Source organism: Pseudomonas sp. HN8-3 (genome assembly GCF_020790195.1).
Taxonomy (GTDB): Bacteria; Pseudomonadota; Gammaproteobacteria; order Pseudomonadales; family Pseudomonadaceae; genus Aquipseudomonas; species Aquipseudomonas synxantha_A.
The window spans coordinates 4,443,354-4,459,831 of sequence record NZ_CP086206.1; the positions used below are offsets into that span (position 1 = coordinate 4,443,354).

The 16,478-nt window shown below is 59.9% G+C and carries 17 protein-coding genes; 1 reads left to right on the top strand and 16 read right to left on the bottom strand.

From position 1 onward, the window contains the following. Positions 1-37: 37 nt before the first annotated feature. Together LJX92_RS19685 and LJX92_RS19690 are read right to left on the bottom strand one after the other, a co-directional pair. On the bottom strand, positions 38-2,185 hold the full coding sequence (locus LJX92_RS19685) for a 3-hydroxyacyl-CoA dehydrogenase NAD-binding domain-containing protein (protein WP_228308849.1): 2,148 nt from the start codon (positions 2,183-2,185) through the stop codon (positions 38-40). 16 nt (positions 2,186-2,201) lie between these two features. Further along, a complete protein-coding gene (locus tag LJX92_RS19690) occupies positions 2,202-3,407 on the bottom strand; it encodes an acetyl-CoA C-acetyltransferase (RefSeq protein ID WP_032879889.1) in 1,206 nt (401 codons plus the stop codon). A 651-nt stretch (positions 3,408-4,058) separates the two neighbouring features. Here LJX92_RS19690 and LJX92_RS19695 point away from each other — a divergent pair. Further along, a complete protein-coding gene (locus tag LJX92_RS19695) occupies positions 4,059-4,865 on the top strand; it encodes a c-type cytochrome (protein ID WP_078822079.1) in 807 nt (268 codons plus the stop codon). A 34-nt stretch (positions 4,866-4,899) separates the two neighbouring features. On the opposite strand, the gene LJX92_RS19700 is transcribed toward LJX92_RS19695, so the two are convergent. The 14 genes from LJX92_RS19700 to LJX92_RS19765 form a co-directional block, all read right to left on the bottom strand. Further along, complete coding sequence (locus tag LJX92_RS19700) at positions 4,900-5,700, bottom strand: transglutaminase family protein (RefSeq protein WP_005790450.1); 801 nt, start codon at positions 5,698-5,700, stop codon at positions 4,900-4,902. Then, a complete protein-coding gene (locus LJX92_RS19705; protein ID WP_005790452.1) occupies positions 5,697-6,644 on the bottom strand; it encodes an alpha-E domain-containing protein in 948 nt (315 codons plus the stop codon). Before LJX92_RS19705 ends, LJX92_RS19700 begins: the two co-directional genes overlap by 4 nt. Positions 6,645-6,648: 4 nt before the next feature. Further along, on the bottom strand, positions 6,649-8,058 hold the full coding sequence (locus LJX92_RS19710; RefSeq protein WP_005790454.1) for a circularly permuted type 2 ATP-grasp protein: 1,410 nt from the start codon (positions 8,056-8,058) through the stop codon (positions 6,649-6,651). Positions 8,059-8,494: 436 nt separating this feature from the next. Next, positions 8,495-8,836 carry a ribonuclease E inhibitor RraB gene (locus tag LJX92_RS19715; RefSeq protein ID WP_005790456.1) on the bottom strand — a complete coding sequence of 114 codons (342 nt, stop codon included), beginning with the start codon at positions 8,834-8,836 and terminating at the stop codon, positions 8,495-8,497. A 212-nt stretch (positions 8,837-9,048) separates the two neighbouring features. Further along, entirely contained in the window at positions 9,049-9,309 is a 261-nt protein-coding gene (locus LJX92_RS19720; protein WP_005790458.1) for a hypothetical protein, read from the bottom strand. Positions 9,310-9,388: 79 nt separating this feature from the next. Continuing rightward, entirely contained in the window at positions 9,389-9,994 is a 606-nt protein-coding gene (locus tag LJX92_RS19725) for an START domain-containing protein (RefSeq protein WP_032879886.1), read from the bottom strand. A gap of 41 nt (positions 9,995-10,035) precedes the next feature. Beyond that, positions 10,036-10,290, bottom strand: coding sequence for a YkgJ family cysteine cluster protein (locus LJX92_RS19730; RefSeq protein WP_005790462.1), 255 nt, complete (start codon positions 10,288-10,290; stop codon positions 10,036-10,038). 161 nt (positions 10,291-10,451) lie between these two features. After that, positions 10,452-10,943 (bottom strand): translation initiation factor 2, encoded by a 492-nt coding sequence (locus tag LJX92_RS19735; RefSeq protein WP_078822081.1) that lies wholly within the window; start codon positions 10,941-10,943, stop codon positions 10,452-10,454. A gap of 93 nt (positions 10,944-11,036) precedes the next feature. Next, entirely contained in the window at positions 11,037-12,476 is a 1,440-nt protein-coding gene (locus tag LJX92_RS19740; protein ID WP_005790467.1) for a PLP-dependent aminotransferase family protein, read from the bottom strand. 250 nt (positions 12,477-12,726) lie between these two features. After that, on the bottom strand, positions 12,727-13,539 hold the full coding sequence (locus tag LJX92_RS19745; protein ID WP_005790469.1) for an OmpA family protein: 813 nt from the start codon (positions 13,537-13,539) through the stop codon (positions 12,727-12,729). Next, complete coding sequence (locus LJX92_RS19750) at positions 13,536-13,898, bottom strand: DUF4398 domain-containing protein (RefSeq protein ID WP_005790472.1); 363 nt, start codon at positions 13,896-13,898, stop codon at positions 13,536-13,538. Before LJX92_RS19750 ends, LJX92_RS19745 begins: the two co-directional genes overlap by 4 nt. Positions 13,899-13,907: 9 nt before the next feature. Further along, positions 13,908-14,723, bottom strand: a complete 816-nt coding sequence (locus tag LJX92_RS19755; protein ID WP_103733850.1) for a substrate-binding periplasmic protein — start codon at positions 14,721-14,723, stop codon at positions 13,908-13,910. A gap of 72 nt (positions 14,724-14,795) precedes the next feature. Beyond that, entirely contained in the window at positions 14,796-15,725 is a 930-nt protein-coding gene (locus tag LJX92_RS19760) for an electron transfer flavoprotein subunit alpha/FixB family protein (RefSeq protein ID WP_228308850.1), read from the bottom strand. 2 nt (positions 15,726-15,727) lie between these two features. Next, complete coding sequence (locus tag LJX92_RS19765) at positions 15,728-16,477, bottom strand: electron transfer flavoprotein subunit beta/FixA family protein (RefSeq protein WP_005790477.1); 750 nt, start codon at positions 16,475-16,477, stop codon at positions 15,728-15,730. Position 16,478: the final 1 nt, after the last annotated feature.

Here is a 16,478-nt window from a genome sequence, read left to right on the forward strand (position 1 = left end):
ATACACCCTCAAGGCAAGCTCCGCTCCCACATTTTGCTCAGCCGAACACTTCGCCCTGTGCCGCTTTCTCCAGCAACAACGCCGGTGGTGAGAAGCGCTCCCCATACTCTTCGGCCAAATAACGAGCGCGGGCGACAAAATCGTTCAGCCCGTATTGGTTGATAAACTGCAGCGCGCCGCCACTCCACGCGGCAAAGCCGATGCCGAAGATCGAACCGACGTTGGCGTCAGCCGTGGACATCAACACGCCCTCCTCCACGCAGCGCACGGTTTCGATGGCCTGGATAAACAGCAAGCGGTCGCGCACGTCCTGGGGTGAAATTCGATTGCCGGGCCGTTCGAACCGGTTTTTCAACTCTGGCCACAGGTGCTTCTGGCCACCGGCGGGGTAATCGTAAAAACCGCCGCCCGCCGCCTTGCCGGTGCGCTTGTATTCATTCACCAGCAAATCAATCACCGCTGTCGCCGGATGATTCGGCAATGCCTTGCCTTCGGCCTGCAGATCCTTGGCGGTTTGCTGTCGGATATGGCTCATCAGGCTGAGGGACACTTCATCGGACACCGCCAGCGGCCCCACCGGCATCCCGGCCTTGCGCGCTTCGGTCTCGATCATCGGCGCGGCCACGCCTTCGCCGAGCATGGCAATGCCTTCGTTGGTGAAGGTACCAAAGACCCGCGAGGTGAAGAAGCCACGGCTGTCGTTGACCACAATCGGGGTTTTCTTGATTTGCAGGACGAAATCGAAACCGCGGGCCAGGGTCTCATCGCTGGTGTGGGTGCCTTTGATGATTTCCACCAGGGGCATCTTGTCCACGGGGCTGAAGAAGTGCAGACCGATAAACCTGGTTTGGTCCGGCACCGCCGTGGCCAGGCCGCTGATGGGCAAGGTGGAAGTGTTGGAGGCGATCACCGCATCGGCACCGACCACGCTTTGTGCGGCGGCCGAGACCCTGGCCTTGAGTTCGCGGTCTTCGAACACGGCCTCGATGATCAGGTCGCAACCGGCCAGGTCAGCGTCATCCTGCGTAGGGTGAATGCGCGCCAGGGTGGCCTCGCGCTGTTCGGCGGTCAATTGCCCACGGCTGACTTTCTTGTCCAGCAAGGCAGCGCTATGGGCTTTGCCCTTTTCGGCGGCGGCGAGATTGATGTCTTTGAGCACCACCTCGACCCCCGCACAGGCACTGACATAGGCGATGCCCGCACCCATCATCCCGGCGCCGAGCACACCGACCTTACGGGTGACGTGAGGGGCAAAACCCTGTGGGCGTGAGCTGCCGGCATTGATTTCATTAAGCTGAAACCAGAAGGTGCCGATCATGTTTTTCGCCACCTGCCCGGTCACCAGTTCGGTGAAGTAGCGGGTTTCGATCAGGTGTGCGGTGTCGAAATCCACTTGGGCACCTTCAACGGCGGCGCAGAGGATTTTCTCCGGTGCCGGGAAACAGCCATTGGTTTTGCTGCGCAACATCGACGGGGCAATGGCGAGCATCTGCGCGACTTTGGGGTTGGACGGCGTGCCGCCAGGGATCTGATACCCCTTGTTGTCCCAGGGTTGCCTGGCCTCGGGATTGGCGAGAATCCAGGCGCGGGACTTGGCCAGCAGCTCATCGCGATCAGCCGCCAATTGATCAATCAAGCCTGCTTGCAGTGCCTGGGCGGGCCGGACTTTTTTGCCTTCGAGCAAATACGGCAGGGCTTTTTCCAGACCCAGCATCCGCACCATGCGCACCACCCCGCCGCCGCCCGGCAACAGGCCAAGGGTGACTTCGGGCAGGCCCAACTGCACGGACTTGTCGTCCAGCGCGACCCGATGATGGCAGGCCAGGCAAATTTCCCAGCCACCGCCCAAGGCCGCGCCATTGATCGCGGCCACCACCGGCTTGCCGAGGGTTTCCAGGCGGCGTAACTGCGCTTTCAGCACCCGTACGCTGTCATGGAAATCCTTGGCTTGGGCCTTGTCGACCTTGATCAGCTCATTGAGGTCGCCACCGGCAAAAAAGGTCTTCTTGGCCGAGGTGATCACCACCCCGGCAATCTGGTCCTTTTCTGCTTCCAGGCGCGTGACGGTGGCCGCCATCGCTTCGCGGTAGACGGCGTTCATGGTGTTGGCGCTCTGGCCGGGCATGTCCAGGGTCAGTACCACGATCTGGTCCTGGCCTTTTTCGTAACGAATGGCATCGGTCATGACAAATTCCTTGGGCTCAGAGGCGTTCGATGATGGTGGCGATTCCCATGCCACCGCCGACACACAGGGTGGCCAGGCCGTAGCGTTGCTGGCGCACTTCCAGCTCGTCGAGCAAGGTGCCGAGGATTGCGCAACCGGTGGCGCCCAACGGGTGGCCCATGGCTATAGAGCCGCCGTTGACGTTGACCCGTGCGGCGTCGATGCCCATGTCTTTGATGAACTTGAGCACCACCGAGGCAAACGCTTCGTTGACTTCGAACAGGTCGATGTCTTCTACCCGCAGGCCGGCCTTGGCCAGCGCCTTGCGGGTGGCGGGTGCGGGGCCGGTGAGCATGATGGTCGGGTCGGTGCTGGTGACTGCCGTGGCGACAATGCGCGCCCGCGGTTGCAGGCCCAACTCGCGCCCCTTGGCCTCGGAGCCGATCAACATCAATGCCGCGCCATCAACGATGCCGGAGCTGTTGCCCGGCGTGTGCACATGGTCAATGCGTTCCACATGGCTGTAGACCCGCAGCGCGGTAGCATCAAAGCCCATCTGGCCCATCATTTCGAAGCTGGGCTTGAGCTTGCCCAAGCCTTCGAGGGTCGAGTCGCCGCGGATAAATTCGTCATGATCCAGCAGCACGATGCCGTTCTGATCCTGCACCGCGATCAACGACTTGTTGAAGGAACCGTCCGCCCGCGCCCTGGCGGCCTTCTGTTGTGACTGCAGGGCAAAGCTGTCCACATCCTGGCGAGTGAACCCTTCCAGCGTGGCAATCAGGTCAGCGCCAATACCTTGAGGGGTGAAGTGGCTGTGCATATTGGTTTGCGGGTCGAGCACCCAGGCGCCGCCATCGCTGCCCATGGGCACGCGGGACATGGATTCGACGCCACCCACCACGACCAGATCTTCGAAGCCGGAACGCACTTTCATTGCCCCCAGGTTGACTGCTTCCAGCCCCGAGGCGCAGAAGCGATTGACCTGGACGCCGGCGACGCTGATGTCCCAGTCCGCCACCAGGGCGGCGGTCTTGGCGATATCGGCGCCCTGGTCGCCCACCGGCGTGACGCAGCCCAGGACGATGTCATCCACTTGGCGGGTGTCGAGGTCGCTGCGTTGTGCCAGCGCCGTGAGCAAGCCGGCCACCAGGTTTACCGGTTTGACGCTGTGCAAGGCACCATCGGCCTTGCCTTTGCCCCGGGGCGTGCGTATCGCATCAAAGATCAAAGCTTGGGTCATGACATCCTCGAACCGCTGTGGGTGTATGCCCCCTACCTTAGGCCCGATTGACACGGTTTCAATGACGGATGCGCTCATTGCTTTTGACCCCCTCGCTCGGACGAACGGTAGGTAGCTACGGGAATTACCTGATTAATCGTTTTAGCTGTCTAGCCCTAGGGCTCGCGCCAAGATGGCAATAAGCCTCATGCCGTTTTTAGCGCAAATGCTGATTAGCTGATATGAAATGGATCTAAGCGAAGAAGATCGGGCGCTCTAAGGTTGAACCTGTAGGACACTGCTGCCGGGTTTTGCTGGAGCAGTTGTAAGAAAAGTGCAATGTCATCTCGCGATACTGAAAGAAACCGGCACGCATTTGACGCTCAGGAATAACAACAAATAGGCAGTCAGCCATGTTCAAACATTCGAAAGTACGTCAGGCGGGACTTATTCTGTTCGCCACCACACTGATTCTGATCTTGCCCAATTTAACCAAGGTTATCGGGTGACGATCCAGCACCCGGTCTTCGTGCTCACACAGCACCGGACCAGCAGCGTTTGGCAGCACCTGCCGGGATACTGCGCTTAGCGCTACCGTTGCGGGCGCTGTCTTTTTACCTGTGCGTTTCGGGTATCTTGTGCGCTATCGCCATTTATCGTCGGGCCTGTGCCTTGAAACTGATCCTCGCTTTTTTTACTGCTTTGCTGAGCCTACCCGCTGCGGCTGCGCAATTGACCATTGAGCTGGACCACGCCAGCAAGACCTGGCAGACCGCGCAGTTGCTCAAGCACCCCGAGGCGCAGGACGTACAAATCGTCGACGACGTGTCTTACAAGCGCGACATGACCTATCGCGCGGTGCCCCTGGCGGTACTCCTGCCGGGCCTGAAGCCTGCGAACCACCTGCAAGCCGTTGCCCTTGATGGCTTTGCCGCCGAACTCACCGCCGCGCCCTTGTTGGAAAAAACCGGTGCACGCGCCTGGCTGGCCGTGGAAGACCCGGCCCATCCGTGGCCGGCGCTGGCGCAAGGAAAACCCAGCGCCGGGCCGTTCTACCTGGTGTGGACCAACCCCCAAGCCGGGCATATCAGCCCGGAACAATGGCCCTTCCAGATTTCCACGATCAAGCAATTGCAGACGGTCGCCGAGCGCTTTCCAGCGTTGCTGCCCGACCCGAAGCTGGCGGCGGATGACCCGGTGAACCAAGGCTTTGCGTTATTCCAGAAGAACTGCCTGGCTTGCCATCGCCTCAATGGTGCCGGCGATGCGCAAATGGGGCCGGACCTGAATATTCCCTATAACCCGACCGAGTATTTCGGTGGCGATTTCCTCAAGCGCTACATCCGCGACCCACAAAGCCTGAGGCACTGGCCACAGGCCAAGATGCCGGCGTTTGCCGCCAGCGTGTTGCCAGACCACGAACTGGATTTGCTGGTGGGGTATTTGCAGCATATGGCGGGGCGTAAACAGCAACCTTAAGCCTCCCACATCTGGCCCGCTGTGCTCAGGAAGTTTATTGCTGCTGCACGGAAACCAAGGTCGGGGCTACAAATACCTTGGCATGCATCTGCTCATGCCCGCCGCCACGGCGCATACCGCGTACCGGGCAGGCGTCGAGGTAGTCCAGGCCCACGGCGAGCTTCAAATGCCGCTCCGGACGGGCCAGTTGGTTGGTCACGTCAAAGCTGTACCAGGCGCCATCCAGCCAGGCTTCGGCCCAGGCATGGCTGGCCAGGTGCGCGCTGTCTTCGGTGTACAAATACCCCGACACATACCGCGCAGCAATCCCCAGGCTGCGCGCGCAGGCCAGGAACGCATGGGTGTGGTCCTGGCACACGCCCGCCGCGCCCGCGAAGGCTTGGGCGGCGCAGGTATCGACGGCAGTCGCACCTGGCGTGTAGATCATCGCTTGGTTGAGGGCCTGCATCAGGTCGATCAACGCAGTGCGGTCGCGACGCTGATGGCAGTGTTGTTCGGCAAACCGGCGCAAGGCTTCGTCGGGCTCGGTGAGGCGCGTGCTGCGCAGGAACGGAAAGGGCGACTGGCTTTCGTGCTCGGCCTCGCGCAACTCATCAATTTCTACCTGGCCGCGGGCTCCGATGATGATGGCGTCGTGGGGTTCATCCAGGGTCAGCACATGCAGGATGTTGCCGAAGGGGTCTACTTGGGCGCGCACCGGGCGCGGCAGGTCGAGTTGCCAGCTGAGCACGTGCTGGCGCTCACTGTCGTGGGGTGTAAGGCGCAGGTATTGAATGCTGGCACGTACCTGGTCTTCGTAGTGGTAGGTGGTTTCGTGGCTGATGGAGAGTCTCATGCCGCCTCCAGGTAGGAACTGTAGATGGCGTCGCCCAACTGGCGGACCAAGGGGATAAAGTCGGTCAGCCAGGCGTGCAGGCCTTCCTCAAGGATTTCGTCGATGGCGGTGAAGCGCAGGCGCGCATCCATCTCGGCGGCCAGGCGCTGGGCCGGGCGGCCGTTAAGACCGGGCAGGCTGGCGAGGATCTGGTCGATCTCTTCACTGCACGCCCGCAGTGAACGCGGGACATCAGCACGTAACAGCAGCAGCTCGGCAACCTGCCGGGCACCTGGGGCATCACGATAAATTTCGGTGTACGCCTCGAATGACGACAGCGCACGCAGCAATGCGCTCCACTGGTAATACGCGTGAGCAGTGCCATCGCTGACCGCCGCCTGGTCGCCGGCCATTTCATAGCGGGCATCCAGCAGGCGCAGGGTGTTATCGGCGCGCTCGATAAAGGTACCCAGGCGGATAAAGCGGAAGGCATCGTTACGCATGATGGTGCCGTAGGTGGCGCCGCGGAACAGGTGGGAACGCTCCTTGACCCACTCACAAAACCGGCTCATACCGTAGTGGCTCAGCCCTTGCTGGGCGATGTCACGAATGTCCAGCCAGGTGGCGTTGATGTTTTCCCACATGTCGGCGGTAATACGCCCACGCACCGCATGGGCGCTGGCCCGCGCGGCGCCAAGGCAGCTGTAGATGCTGGCCGGGTTGGCCGCATCCAGCGCGAAAAAATGCAGCAGCCGTTCGGCATGAAGTTCGCCATGACGCTCGTGATAATCCTCCAGCGTGCCAGTGATCAACAACGGCATGGCCAGTTCGTGCAGGCCATCGCCGCGCCCATCCTGGGGCATCAGCGACAGCGAATAGCTGACATCCAGCATACGCGCGAGGTTTTCTGCGCGTTCCAGATAGCGAGACATCCAGTACAAATCCGAGGCAGTTCTACTCAGCATGGCATCAGTCCTCGACCACCCAGGTATCTTTGGTGCCGCCGCCCTGGGACGAGTTGACCACCAGCGAACCTTCGCGCAGCGCCACGCGGGTCAGGCCGCCAGGCACCACCCGGGTTTCCTTGCCGGACAACACGAACGGGCGCAGGTCGATATGCCGGGGCGCGATACCGTTTTCGACGAAGGTCGGGCAGGTGGATAAGCACAGGGTCGGCTGTGCGATATAGGCGTGGGGCTTGGCCTTGATACGCGCACGGAACGCTTCGATTTCGGCCGTCGTGGACGCCGGGCCAACCAACATGCCGTAGCCACCGGAGCCCTGGGTTTCCTTGACCACCAGGTCGGGCAGATTAGCCAGTACGTGGGACAGTTCGTCAGGCTTGCGGCATTGAAAAGTCGGAACGTTCTGCAGGATCGGTTCTTCATCCAGATAGAAACGGATCATTTCTGTCACGAACGGATACACCGATTTATCGTCCGCGACCCCGGTGCCGATGGCATTGGCCAGCACCACATTGCCACAGCGATAGGCCGCAAGCAGGCCAGGGACACCGAGCATCGAGTCGGGGTTGAATGCCAAGGGGTCGAGGAAAGCATCGTCGAGGCGGCGGTAGATCACATCGACAGCCTTGGGGCCGTCGGTGGTGCGCATGAACACGCGATCATCACGCACAAACAAATCCGCGCCCTCCACCAGTTCCACACCCATTTCCCGGGCCAGGAAGGCATGCTCAAAGAACGCACTGTTGAAGCGCCCCGGGGTCAGCACCACCACGCTGGGGTTATCCAGAGGGCTGGCGCTTTTGAGGGTATCGAGCAGCAGGTTGGGGTAATGGTCGATGGGCGCGATGCGCTGGGCGGCGAACAACTCGGGGAACAGACGCATCATCATCTTGCGGTCTTCGAGCATGTAGCTGACACCGCTGGGCGTGCGCAGGTTGTCTTCCAGCACGTAGTAGGTGCCATCGCCATCACGTACGAGGTCTACCCCAGAGATGTGGGAATACAGATCGCGGTGCAGATCCAGCCCCTGCATTGCCAACTGGTATTGCTCGTTGGCCAGCACCTGTTCGGCGGGCACGATACCGGCCTTGATGATGCGCTGTTCGTGATACAGGTCGGCGAGGAACATGTTCAACGCCTTGACCCGCTGGATACATCCACGTTCGACGATCCGCCATTCACTGGCGGGAATACTGCGCGGGATGGTGTCGAAGGGGATCAGGCGTTCGGTGCCCTGCTCGTCTCCGTAGAGGGTGAAGGTGATGCCGGCGCGGTGGAACAGCAAATCGGCTTCGCGCCGACGCTGGGCCAGCAGTTCGGCAGGGGTATCGGCGAGCCAGCGGGCGAACTCGCGGTAATGGGCGCGCACCTGCCCTGCCCCATCGTACATTTCATCGTAATAAGTGCGGATCATGCCGTACTCCTTGTCACTGGGACGCAAGAACCTTCGCAAGGCCCGTGCCATCGACATAAACACTTGGTTATCAATGAGTTGAATAAACCAAGCGGCTTCGCCGCACCGTCCTGGTGCGCAGAACGCCCGCTGTGATGTGGGGTGCTTCATTGCAACGCGCGCTTTGACTATCAACAGCATAGTCAGAGTTGATTTCACGGCTCGGCGGACACCGCACATAATCGCTTCCATCAGCTGATCAGGAGATGTCCTACAGCCAACGCTTTTGCGCAATCGGTAATGTGTTACCTGTTGTACTGATTTACTCCTCAAGGTTCCCTTTCCGCCACCCTATCCGGGTGGTTTTTTTTGCGCGCAAGACTGCGATGTGCAGCCCTGCAAACAAAAACGGCCGACCCAAAGGTCAGCCGATACGCTGCGCTGCTCATAACACTTGCTACATGGGTAACCCACGCACCTCCTGCTTGACGCCCCATCCTTCGATGATGCCGCCGAGCGGTTCGACCACCGCTTCAAAGTCTTGCTCAAAGTCTCCTATACCGTCGTAGGTGGCGAACATGACCTTGCTCAGCTCCAGGTACCAGGCGCCGTCATCGCGCGCACTGACCTGGGCATTCAGGGACTCTCCACGAAATCGACCCGCAGCCCTGCGCGCCCGTTCCTCATCCGGGAAAATGGCGTAGAACTCGATGGGGTGAAAACGCGAAAAATCAAAACCGCCTTCTTTCATGCGGCGCAGAACGTTGGTGCTGATGTCTTCTTGATAGGCTGTGCTCATGAAAAGTGCTCCTCAAATGATGGATAGACTTTCCGTGCTTCCCGAAGCTCGCGCCCTGCTGGCGCGAGTACTACGGCAGGAACAACACCGCTGGAAAACAAGCATGTAGCTGACAAGACCAGACCTTAGCGATTCATTCGCTGATCTCGATTGCAGAGTAGCGCGAAGCTATCACCTCCACCAGAGGTGCTTGAAAGGCAGACAGGGAATATTCAGGCCGCGGGTTCGACCTTGAGATTTTTGATACCGTTTTGATCATGCAGGCTCTTGACCGTGGGGTCGGGAACACGATCGGCAAGATCGTTAAGGTCCAGCTTTTCCAACACCGGCGACACACGCACGCGCACCATCTGTGCGGCTTCTTCCAGCGTCGGCTCATGCTCGCACTCGAATTGCTCGACTACCGGCTCGCCGCGGTCATTGATGAAAGAAACATTCCACTTCGGCATCGGTGCCTCCTCGATAAAACCCATTGGTGGGCTTACATTTATCTGGACCTTGAGGGCTCGCCAAACGTTCCACTCAAGCCCGGAGGCACCTGATCAACAGCGCTTATTTTTCAGCGTGTTCCTTCAAGGCTTTCAAGGTGTTGAACGGCGCGTCCACCACGAACTTGTTGGCCAACCACGACGGCACGCTGCCGCCTGGTTCGGTGTGTACCTGGTAGGTCACTTCGGTTTCGTTGGCACCTTTGGGCACCAGTTTCCAGAAGCCATCAACCTGGGCCACTCGCACGTAGCCTTTTTCTTCAGGCTTGTAAGTCGGCACGCCTACCAGCTTGCGCGTAACGCTACCGTCAGCGGCTTTGGTGGTGGTGACGTGGATATACGAATCACGATCCGTCACAGGGAACGGCGCCTTGAACTGGGTGTAGGTCCATGCCTCGTCGCCTTTCTTGTCGACGAGTTTCTGGGATTTGCATTCATGGATCCACGCGCAGGCCCCCGCGACGTCTTCCTGCAAAGCCTGGATTTTGGCGACAGGCGCCTTGATTACTGTGACACCGCGATAGGCTTTGTACTTGGAGCCGGCCATTTCGCTCAGCGAAATCTTGATGCCGTCTTCGTCCTTGGCAACTTGCCAATCCTCAGCCTGGGCAGTGGCCGCGAACATCATCGTAAAACCGCACACCACAGCCATTCGTTTCAGCGAACCCATCGTTGTATTCCTTGTTGTTGAAGTTCCGATAGTAAAGCCCATCAAGCCGCCGTCATTTGCTCCCACCAGCCGATCAAGCGAATCGCATCGGCCTGGTCGTTACCGCAGACCTCGATATCCGCCTTGAAATCACTGCACACCGCCGGACGTTCCGGTTGACCGAACAGCTGGCACAGTTGTTCCACCGACAGGTGCAGACAACGCACGCCTGCAGGTTTGCCCTGGGGCATTCCCGGCAGCGGTGAACTGATGGAGGGGGCGATGCAGCATGCGCCACAGCCTTCACGGCATTTCATGACCAGCAGGTCCTCGACGACTCAATAGGATGGCCGGGCTAGAGTACGCCCTTAAACAGCCGTTTTAAAATGGTCCAACAGGGGTTTTTCGCACAAAACAAAGATGACCGACCAGTCTACGACAGATGGTCGGCAACCCGGGTCACCTGTGACTGAACAGTTTATTGCTTGAATTCGAAATCCAGCGCGGCGCCTTCTACATCGCGACGCTCATCGTTACGCAGTTGCAGCTTCATCTCATTGCTGAGCAAGCGGCCGTTGATCTGGAACGCGCTGTTATCGGTGGGCTTTTCGCCGAACATCGGCGGCAGCAAGGGCACGCTCTTGGGTTTGGGCATGGTGCCGATCGGCTGCAAGTGCCTGACCATGTCCGAAGGCAGGGACAGGTCCAACTGTGCCGGTGGCAGTTTGGTCTGGGCCACTTCATGGGCCGACTTGGACTTACTCGCCACAGGTGCGCGCTTTTTGGTCTTCACCGCTTTTTTCACGGTGGCTGGGGCTTTTTTTGCGGGCGTTGGCTGCTTGGCCGACGTTTTCTGCTCGGCACTTGCGGCGGGCTTAACGTCAGCCACCGGCGTTGCAGCCAGCACAGTGCAGACGTTGCACAGGCTTAACAGGCCAATCACCAAAGTTACACGAAAAATAGACGTCATATCGCCAACAGCATTAACGGCAGAAGGCCATATGCTCGCTTGTTGTGCGTGGCATGACAAGGGCGCAGATCAATGTTGTCCCCTCTGCCCCCCTCAAAAACCTGCTGCAGTTTCCTGGCACAGCTGGCTGGCAAGCATGCCCAGGGTCATCAACGCCCGCTCTGCCTCGCGGTTCCACGGGGTGCCGCAATTGAGACGGATGCAGTGGTTGAACTGTTCGGTATTACTGAAGATCAGCCCTGGTGCAATGCTGATGCCCTGTTGCAGGGCACGCACGTGCAGCTCCTGGGTATTGACCCGCCCCGGCAAACTGACCCACAGGATAAAGCCGCCGGTCGGACGGGTCATCTGGGTGCCTTCGGGGAAATATTGCTGCACCGCCAGCTGGAAGGCGCTGAGGTTCTTGCGGTATTCCTGGCGAATGTAACGCAGGTGACGGTCGTAGCCGCCGTTTTCCAGGTACGCCGCCACGCCCATCTGCGTGACGCTGCAGGCGGAGTGAGTGCTGAACATTTGCAGGCGCTGAATCTCCTGCTGGTACTTGCCGGCGATCATCCAGCCGATGCGTACGCCCGGGGACAAGGTCTTGGAAAAACTCGAACAATAGATGACCCGGTCAAGACGGTCATAGGCTTTCAGGGCCTTGGTGCGGCCCAGTTCGAACATCAGCTCGCCATAGATATCGTCCTCGACGATCTGGATATCGAAATCCGACGCCAGGCGCAGCAATTGCTTCTGCCGCTCCTCCGGCATGGTGCCGCCCAAGGGGTTGCTCAGGCGCGTAGTCAGCACCAACGCTTTGATCGACCATTGGTTGGCCGCCAATTGCAGGGCTTCCAGGCTCATGCCTGTGGCGGGGTCGCTGGGGATCTCGATGACTTTGAGGCCGAGCAAATCGGCCAGTTGCAGCAAGCCGTAGTAAGTCGGTGATTCGGCGGCGATCAAGTCGCCGGGCCGGGTCAGCACGCGCAAGGACATCTGCAACGCATCGACGCAACCGTGGGTGATCACCACTTCGGACGGATCCACGACTACGCCGGCATCACGCATTCTGATCGCCACCTGGCGACGCAACGGTTCAAAGCCGGGGCTGAACATGTAGCTGAAGGCCCGTGGGCTCTGGAACCGCGTGACCTTGGCCAACTGCTGGTGCAGCGCCCGTACCGGCAGGTAGTCCACACTCGGCACCGCAGCGCCCAGGGGGAATACGCCTTCACGGCGTGACTCGACCAACACCTGCTGGATGATGCTGCTGCGGGTGACCAGCCCCGGGCGCTCGACCCGGGCGATGTCTGGCGTCGGCGCCGTGAGTGCCGGGGTCTGGTGCACGTAATAACCCGATTGCGGCCGCGCCCGAATCAACCCCTGGTCTTCCAGGTTGGCGTAGGCCTGCAACACCGTGGCATGGCTCACATTGAGCTGGGAGCTCATCTTGCGCACAGAGGGCACGCGCTCTCCCGGTTGGTAGACACCGCGCCGGATATCCTCAGCCAGTTGCTGGGCAATACGTTGGTAAAGCAACAGATTGGTCATGACGCAGCACTCGATTTCACGGCTATTTTATTTTTGTGTGAAACATACCAGCACAGTTTAGAAGTGTACGGGGACAGTTAACACAATAATCGAGCGCGAACCGTAGTGACAGCAAAAACTGTGAAGGGAGTACGCGTGACAAAATGTGGGAGGGGGCTTGCTCCCGATGACGGTGTATCAGTCGAAGATGTTGCAACTGAACTACCGCTATCGGGAGCAAGCCCCCTCCCACATGCAATTGCGTCAGACTTTAGCGAGCGGCACCCAGTTGGCCCTTCTCGTCAGAGAACACGATTTCCACCCGGCGGTTCTGCGCGCGGCCACGCTCGGAGGCATTGGCTTCCACCGGGTATTGATCACCGTAACCCTGGACTTCGATACGCTTGTCGTCGACACCCAGGTCCATCAACAGGTCTGCCACCGATTGGGCGCGGTCACGAGACAGTTTGAGGTTCTCCTGCTCGCCCCCGGTGTTGTCGGTGTAGCCCTCGATACGCACCCGACGCTTGGGGTTCAGTTGCAGAAACTGCACGATCTTGAGCACGGTGCGGCTGGCCGAGTTTTGCAGTTCGGCTTCGCCGGTATCGAACAACACATCCCCCAGGGTCATCACCAGGCCTCGGTCGGTCTGGGTGGTGAGGCTGGCGATCTGCGCTTCAACCCACTTGCCCTGCTGCTGCACACTGGCCAGCTTGTTTTCGCGCAGGGCCAGTTGCAGGCGCTGACGCTCCAACTCGAGCTGGGTGCCGCGCTCGGCATTGAGGCCCTGCTCGGTGTGTTCGCGGGCGATGGCACTGTAGCGCTGGCTCAGGTAGGCGTAATGCACCACGTCGGAGCCGCTGCCCCAGTAGCTGGACAGGCGATCGGCACGGGCCAGGGACTCGCCGGCGCGGATCACATCCTTGGGCGCAAAGCGCAGCACATTGGAGTCTTCCTTGACCTTCTGGAAGTCATCGCCCGCCTGTTGCAATGCCTGCTCGCTGCTGGGCTGGCTGGCGCATCCGCCCAGTGCCGCACTGCCCAAGAGCAACGCACAGCTCAAACCACGGATCATCGGGCTCATTGCGCGTCTCCCAATTGCAGTTGCTTGCGCAGGCGAGTGATACGGGTATTAAGCACGTTCAATTGTTCCTGGCTCTTGGCGGTCAGCACTTTTGCCTCGGCCAGGCGCGCATCCAGCTCGGCCTGCTCGGCCCGCATACGCGCGCGCTTGTAGGATTGGTCGGCCATGTTGGACTTGGCCCTGGCGAATTTTTCTTCGGCCAGTTTCAGTTCGGGCGATTCATCGGCGTTGACCCCGACCGCGTTGGCTTGCTCCAGGGCTTGCTGGGTCAGGCGCATTTGTTCATTCGGCGCAGGATCGGTTGCACATCCCGCCAGAGCGACAACGGCGAGGGCCGCGAAAAGAGGTCGAAAAATCACTGTAAATCCCTACTTTGTTGGGGTGCCGACGGGTTGTTGCAATTGCGCTTTCCAGCGCTCCAGATTGCGCTGCAGCGCGGCTTGCGCGACACCGGACGCGGGCAATTCTGTCATCTTTTTGGTCAGCTGTCCGCGCAGCCAAGGATCATTGCACGCCGAGTTATGGGAAATCGCCAGGTACAACCCGGGCTGATCGACAGGCACCTCATGGGCAACCAAGTCGTTACTCATGCCCAAAGTCTGGGCCATGGCCATGCCGGAATAGCGTCCCGCCAGCACGTAGTCCACCTCCCCCAGTAACAGTTTCTGGAACGCCGGCGTGAGATTCGGCAGGCGTTGCAGGCTGAGCTGTCGGCCGGCGAAGGTTTCGAATTCAGCGCTCAAACGGGCGCGCTCCGATACCGCACCCTTGTGGCCGTGCAGGTCAGCCGCCGTGGTATAGGCCAGCGGCGACTCCCTGCGCGTCCAGACCAGGTAGTCGGTCTGCATCAACGCCGGATGGATGTAGTCGAAGTTGTCCAGCTCACCGAGATTCAGTGGAGCATCAGCGAGAATATCCATGCGCCCGCTGCGCGCCTCATCCAAGGCCAGGGAGCGTTTGCCGCCGTAGAGCAGGTCGATTTTCAACCCAAGGTCCTTGCCCACTTGTTGCAACACGTCGGCGGTAGCGCCGATCAGGTGCGTGGGGTCCTGGGGGTCGCGCCACAGCAAGGGCGGTGCGTCCGGGCTGCCGGTGATCACCAGGCGTTCGCATTTGCCGGCGGCGAATGACAGGCTCGGCAGCAGCGTGAGGCCCAGCAGTAAAGTCCAGGGGCGCAACTCCATGGCAAGGTTCTCCTGATAAGTAAAAAAAAACCCGGTCATAAGACCGGGCTCTTTATAAGTGAAGCAGCTGGATTAGACCAGCTTCGAAAGCTCTGGTACGGCTTCGAACAAGTCCGCCACCAGGCCGTAATCGGCCACCTGGAAGATCGGTGCTTCTTCGTCCTTGTTGATCGCAACGATCACCTTGGAGTCTTTCATGCCGGCCAAGTGCTGGATCGCACCGGAAATACCGACGGCAACGTACAGCTGTGGCGCAACGATCTTGCCGGTCTGGCCGACCTGCATGTCGTTGGGTACAAAGCCTGCGTCCACGGCTGCGCGAGAAGCGCCGACCGCAGCGCCCAGCTTGTCGGCCAGGGCGTACAGGTGTTTGAAGTTGTCACCATTCTGCATGCCACGCCCGCCGGAAACGACGATCTTGGCGGCGGTCAGTTCAGGACGGTCCGACTTGGCCAGCTCTTCGCCAACAAAGCTGGAAGTACCCGCGTCGTGGGCAGCGGAGACGGCTTCAACGGCGGCTGAACCACCTTCGGCGGCAACCGGGTCGAAACCGGTGGCGCGTACGGTGATGACCTTGACCGAGGCGTTGGACTGCACGGTAGCGATGGCGTTACCGGCGTAGATCGGGCGCTTGAAGGTGTCAGCGCTTTCTACCGAGATGATCTCGGAGATCTGGTCAACGTCCAGCTGCGCGGCAACGCGTGGCAGGATGTTTTTGCCGTTGGAAGTAGCGGCAGCCAGGATGTGGCTGTAGCTTTTGCCCAGCTCTGCAACCAGAGGAGCCACGTTTTCCGGCAACTGATGCGCGTAAGCGGCATTGTCAGCGTTCAGGACTTTGCTCACGCCTGCAATTTTTGCAGCCGCTTCAGCCACGGCGCCAGCGCCTTGGCCTGCAACCAGTACGTGGATGTCACCACCGATTTTAGCGGCGGCAGCCACGGTGTTCAGGGTGGCAGGGGCCAGCACCTTGTTGTCGTGTTCAGCGATTACGAGGATAGCCATGATCAGATCACCTTCGCTTCGTTTTTCAGTTTCTCGACCAGTTCAGCCACCGACTTGACCTTGATGCCCGCGCTGCGTGCAGCCGGCGCTTCAACTTTGATGGTCTTGTTGGTGGAGGCGGTGGAAACGCCCAAAGCATCCGGAGTCACCGATTCAAGCGGCTTCTTCTTGGCTTTCATGATGTTTGGCAGGGACGCATAGCGCGGCTCGTTCAAACGCAGGTCGGTGGTGACGATGGCCGGCAGTTTCAGGGAAACCGTCTGGGCGCCGCCGTCGATTTCACGGGTGACCGCAACACTGTCGCCACTCACTTCGACTTTCGAAGCAAAGGTACCCTGGCCGTAACCGGTCAGTGCAGCCAGCATCTGGCCAGTCTGGTTGTTGTCGCTGTCGATGGCTTGTTTGCCCAGGATCACCAGCTGAGGCTGTTCCTTGTCGACAACGGCCTTGAGCAGTTTGGCAACGGCCAGGGAAGTCAGTTCTTCAGCGGACTCCACCAGAATGGCGCGGTCGGCGCCCAGGGCCAGAGCGGTACGCAGCTGCTCTTGGGCAGTGGTCGGACCGATGGACACCACGACGATTTCAGTCGCAACGCCTTTCTCTTTCAGGCGTACGGCTTCTTCCACAGCGATTTCGCAGAAAGGGTTCATCGACATCTTGACGTTAGCAAGGTCGACGCCGGAATTGTCCGCCTTGACGCGAACTTTCACGTTGTAATCGACAACGCGTTTGACAGCTACAAGAACCTTCATG

Excerpts from the sequence above, each read along its gene's own strand:
- LJX92_RS19715 (WP_005790456.1), bottom strand. The coding sequence starts at position 8,836 with ATGAGCACAGCCTATCAAGAAGACATCAGCACCAACGTTCTGCGCCGC.
- LJX92_RS19725 (WP_032879886.1), bottom strand. The coding sequence starts at position 9,994 with ATGGGTTCGCTGAAACGAATGGCTGTGGTGTGCGGTTTTACGATGATG.
- LJX92_RS19730 (WP_005790462.1), bottom strand. The coding sequence starts at position 10,290 with ATGAAATGCCGTGAAGGCTGTGGCGCATGCTGCATCGCCCCCTCCATC.
- LJX92_RS19755 (WP_103733850.1), bottom strand. The coding sequence starts at position 14,723 with ATGGAGTTGCGCCCCTGGACTTTACTGCTGGGCCTCACGCTGCTGCCG.
- LJX92_RS19745 (WP_005790469.1), bottom strand. The coding sequence starts at position 13,539 with ATGAGCCCGATGATCCGTGGTTTGAGCTGTGCGTTGCTCTTGGGCAGT.
- LJX92_RS19705 (WP_005790452.1), bottom strand. The coding sequence starts at position 6,644 with ATGCTGAGTAGAACTGCCTCGGATTTGTACTGGATGTCTCGCTATCTG.
- LJX92_RS19735 (WP_078822081.1), bottom strand. The coding sequence starts at position 10,943 with ATGACGTCTATTTTTCGTGTAACTTTGGTGATTGGCCTGTTAAGCCTG.
- LJX92_RS19765 (WP_005790477.1), bottom strand. The coding sequence starts at position 16,477 with ATGAAGGTTCTTGTAGCTGTCAAACGCGTTGTCGATTACAACGTGAAA.
- LJX92_RS19685 (WP_228308849.1), bottom strand. The coding sequence starts at position 2,185 with ATGACCGATGCCATTCGTTACGAAAAAGGCCAGGACCAGATCGTGGTA.
- LJX92_RS19760 (WP_228308850.1), bottom strand. The coding sequence starts at position 15,725 with ATGGCTATCCTCGTAATCGCTGAACACGACAACAAGGTGCTGGCCCCT.
- LJX92_RS19710 (WP_005790454.1), bottom strand. The coding sequence starts at position 8,058 with ATGATCCGCACTTATTACGATGAAATGTACGATGGGGCAGGGCAGGTG.
- LJX92_RS19720 (WP_005790458.1), bottom strand. The coding sequence starts at position 9,309 with ATGGGTTTTATCGAGGAGGCACCGATGCCGAAGTGGAATGTTTCTTTC.
- LJX92_RS19740 (WP_005790467.1), bottom strand. The coding sequence starts at position 12,476 with ATGACCAATCTGTTGCTTTACCAACGTATTGCCCAGCAACTGGCTGAG.
- LJX92_RS19690 (WP_032879889.1), bottom strand. The coding sequence starts at position 3,407 with ATGACCCAAGCTTTGATCTTTGATGCGATACGCACGCCCCGGGGCAAA.
- LJX92_RS19700 (WP_005790450.1), bottom strand. The coding sequence starts at position 5,700 with ATGAGACTCTCCATCAGCCACGAAACCACCTACCACTACGAAGACCAG.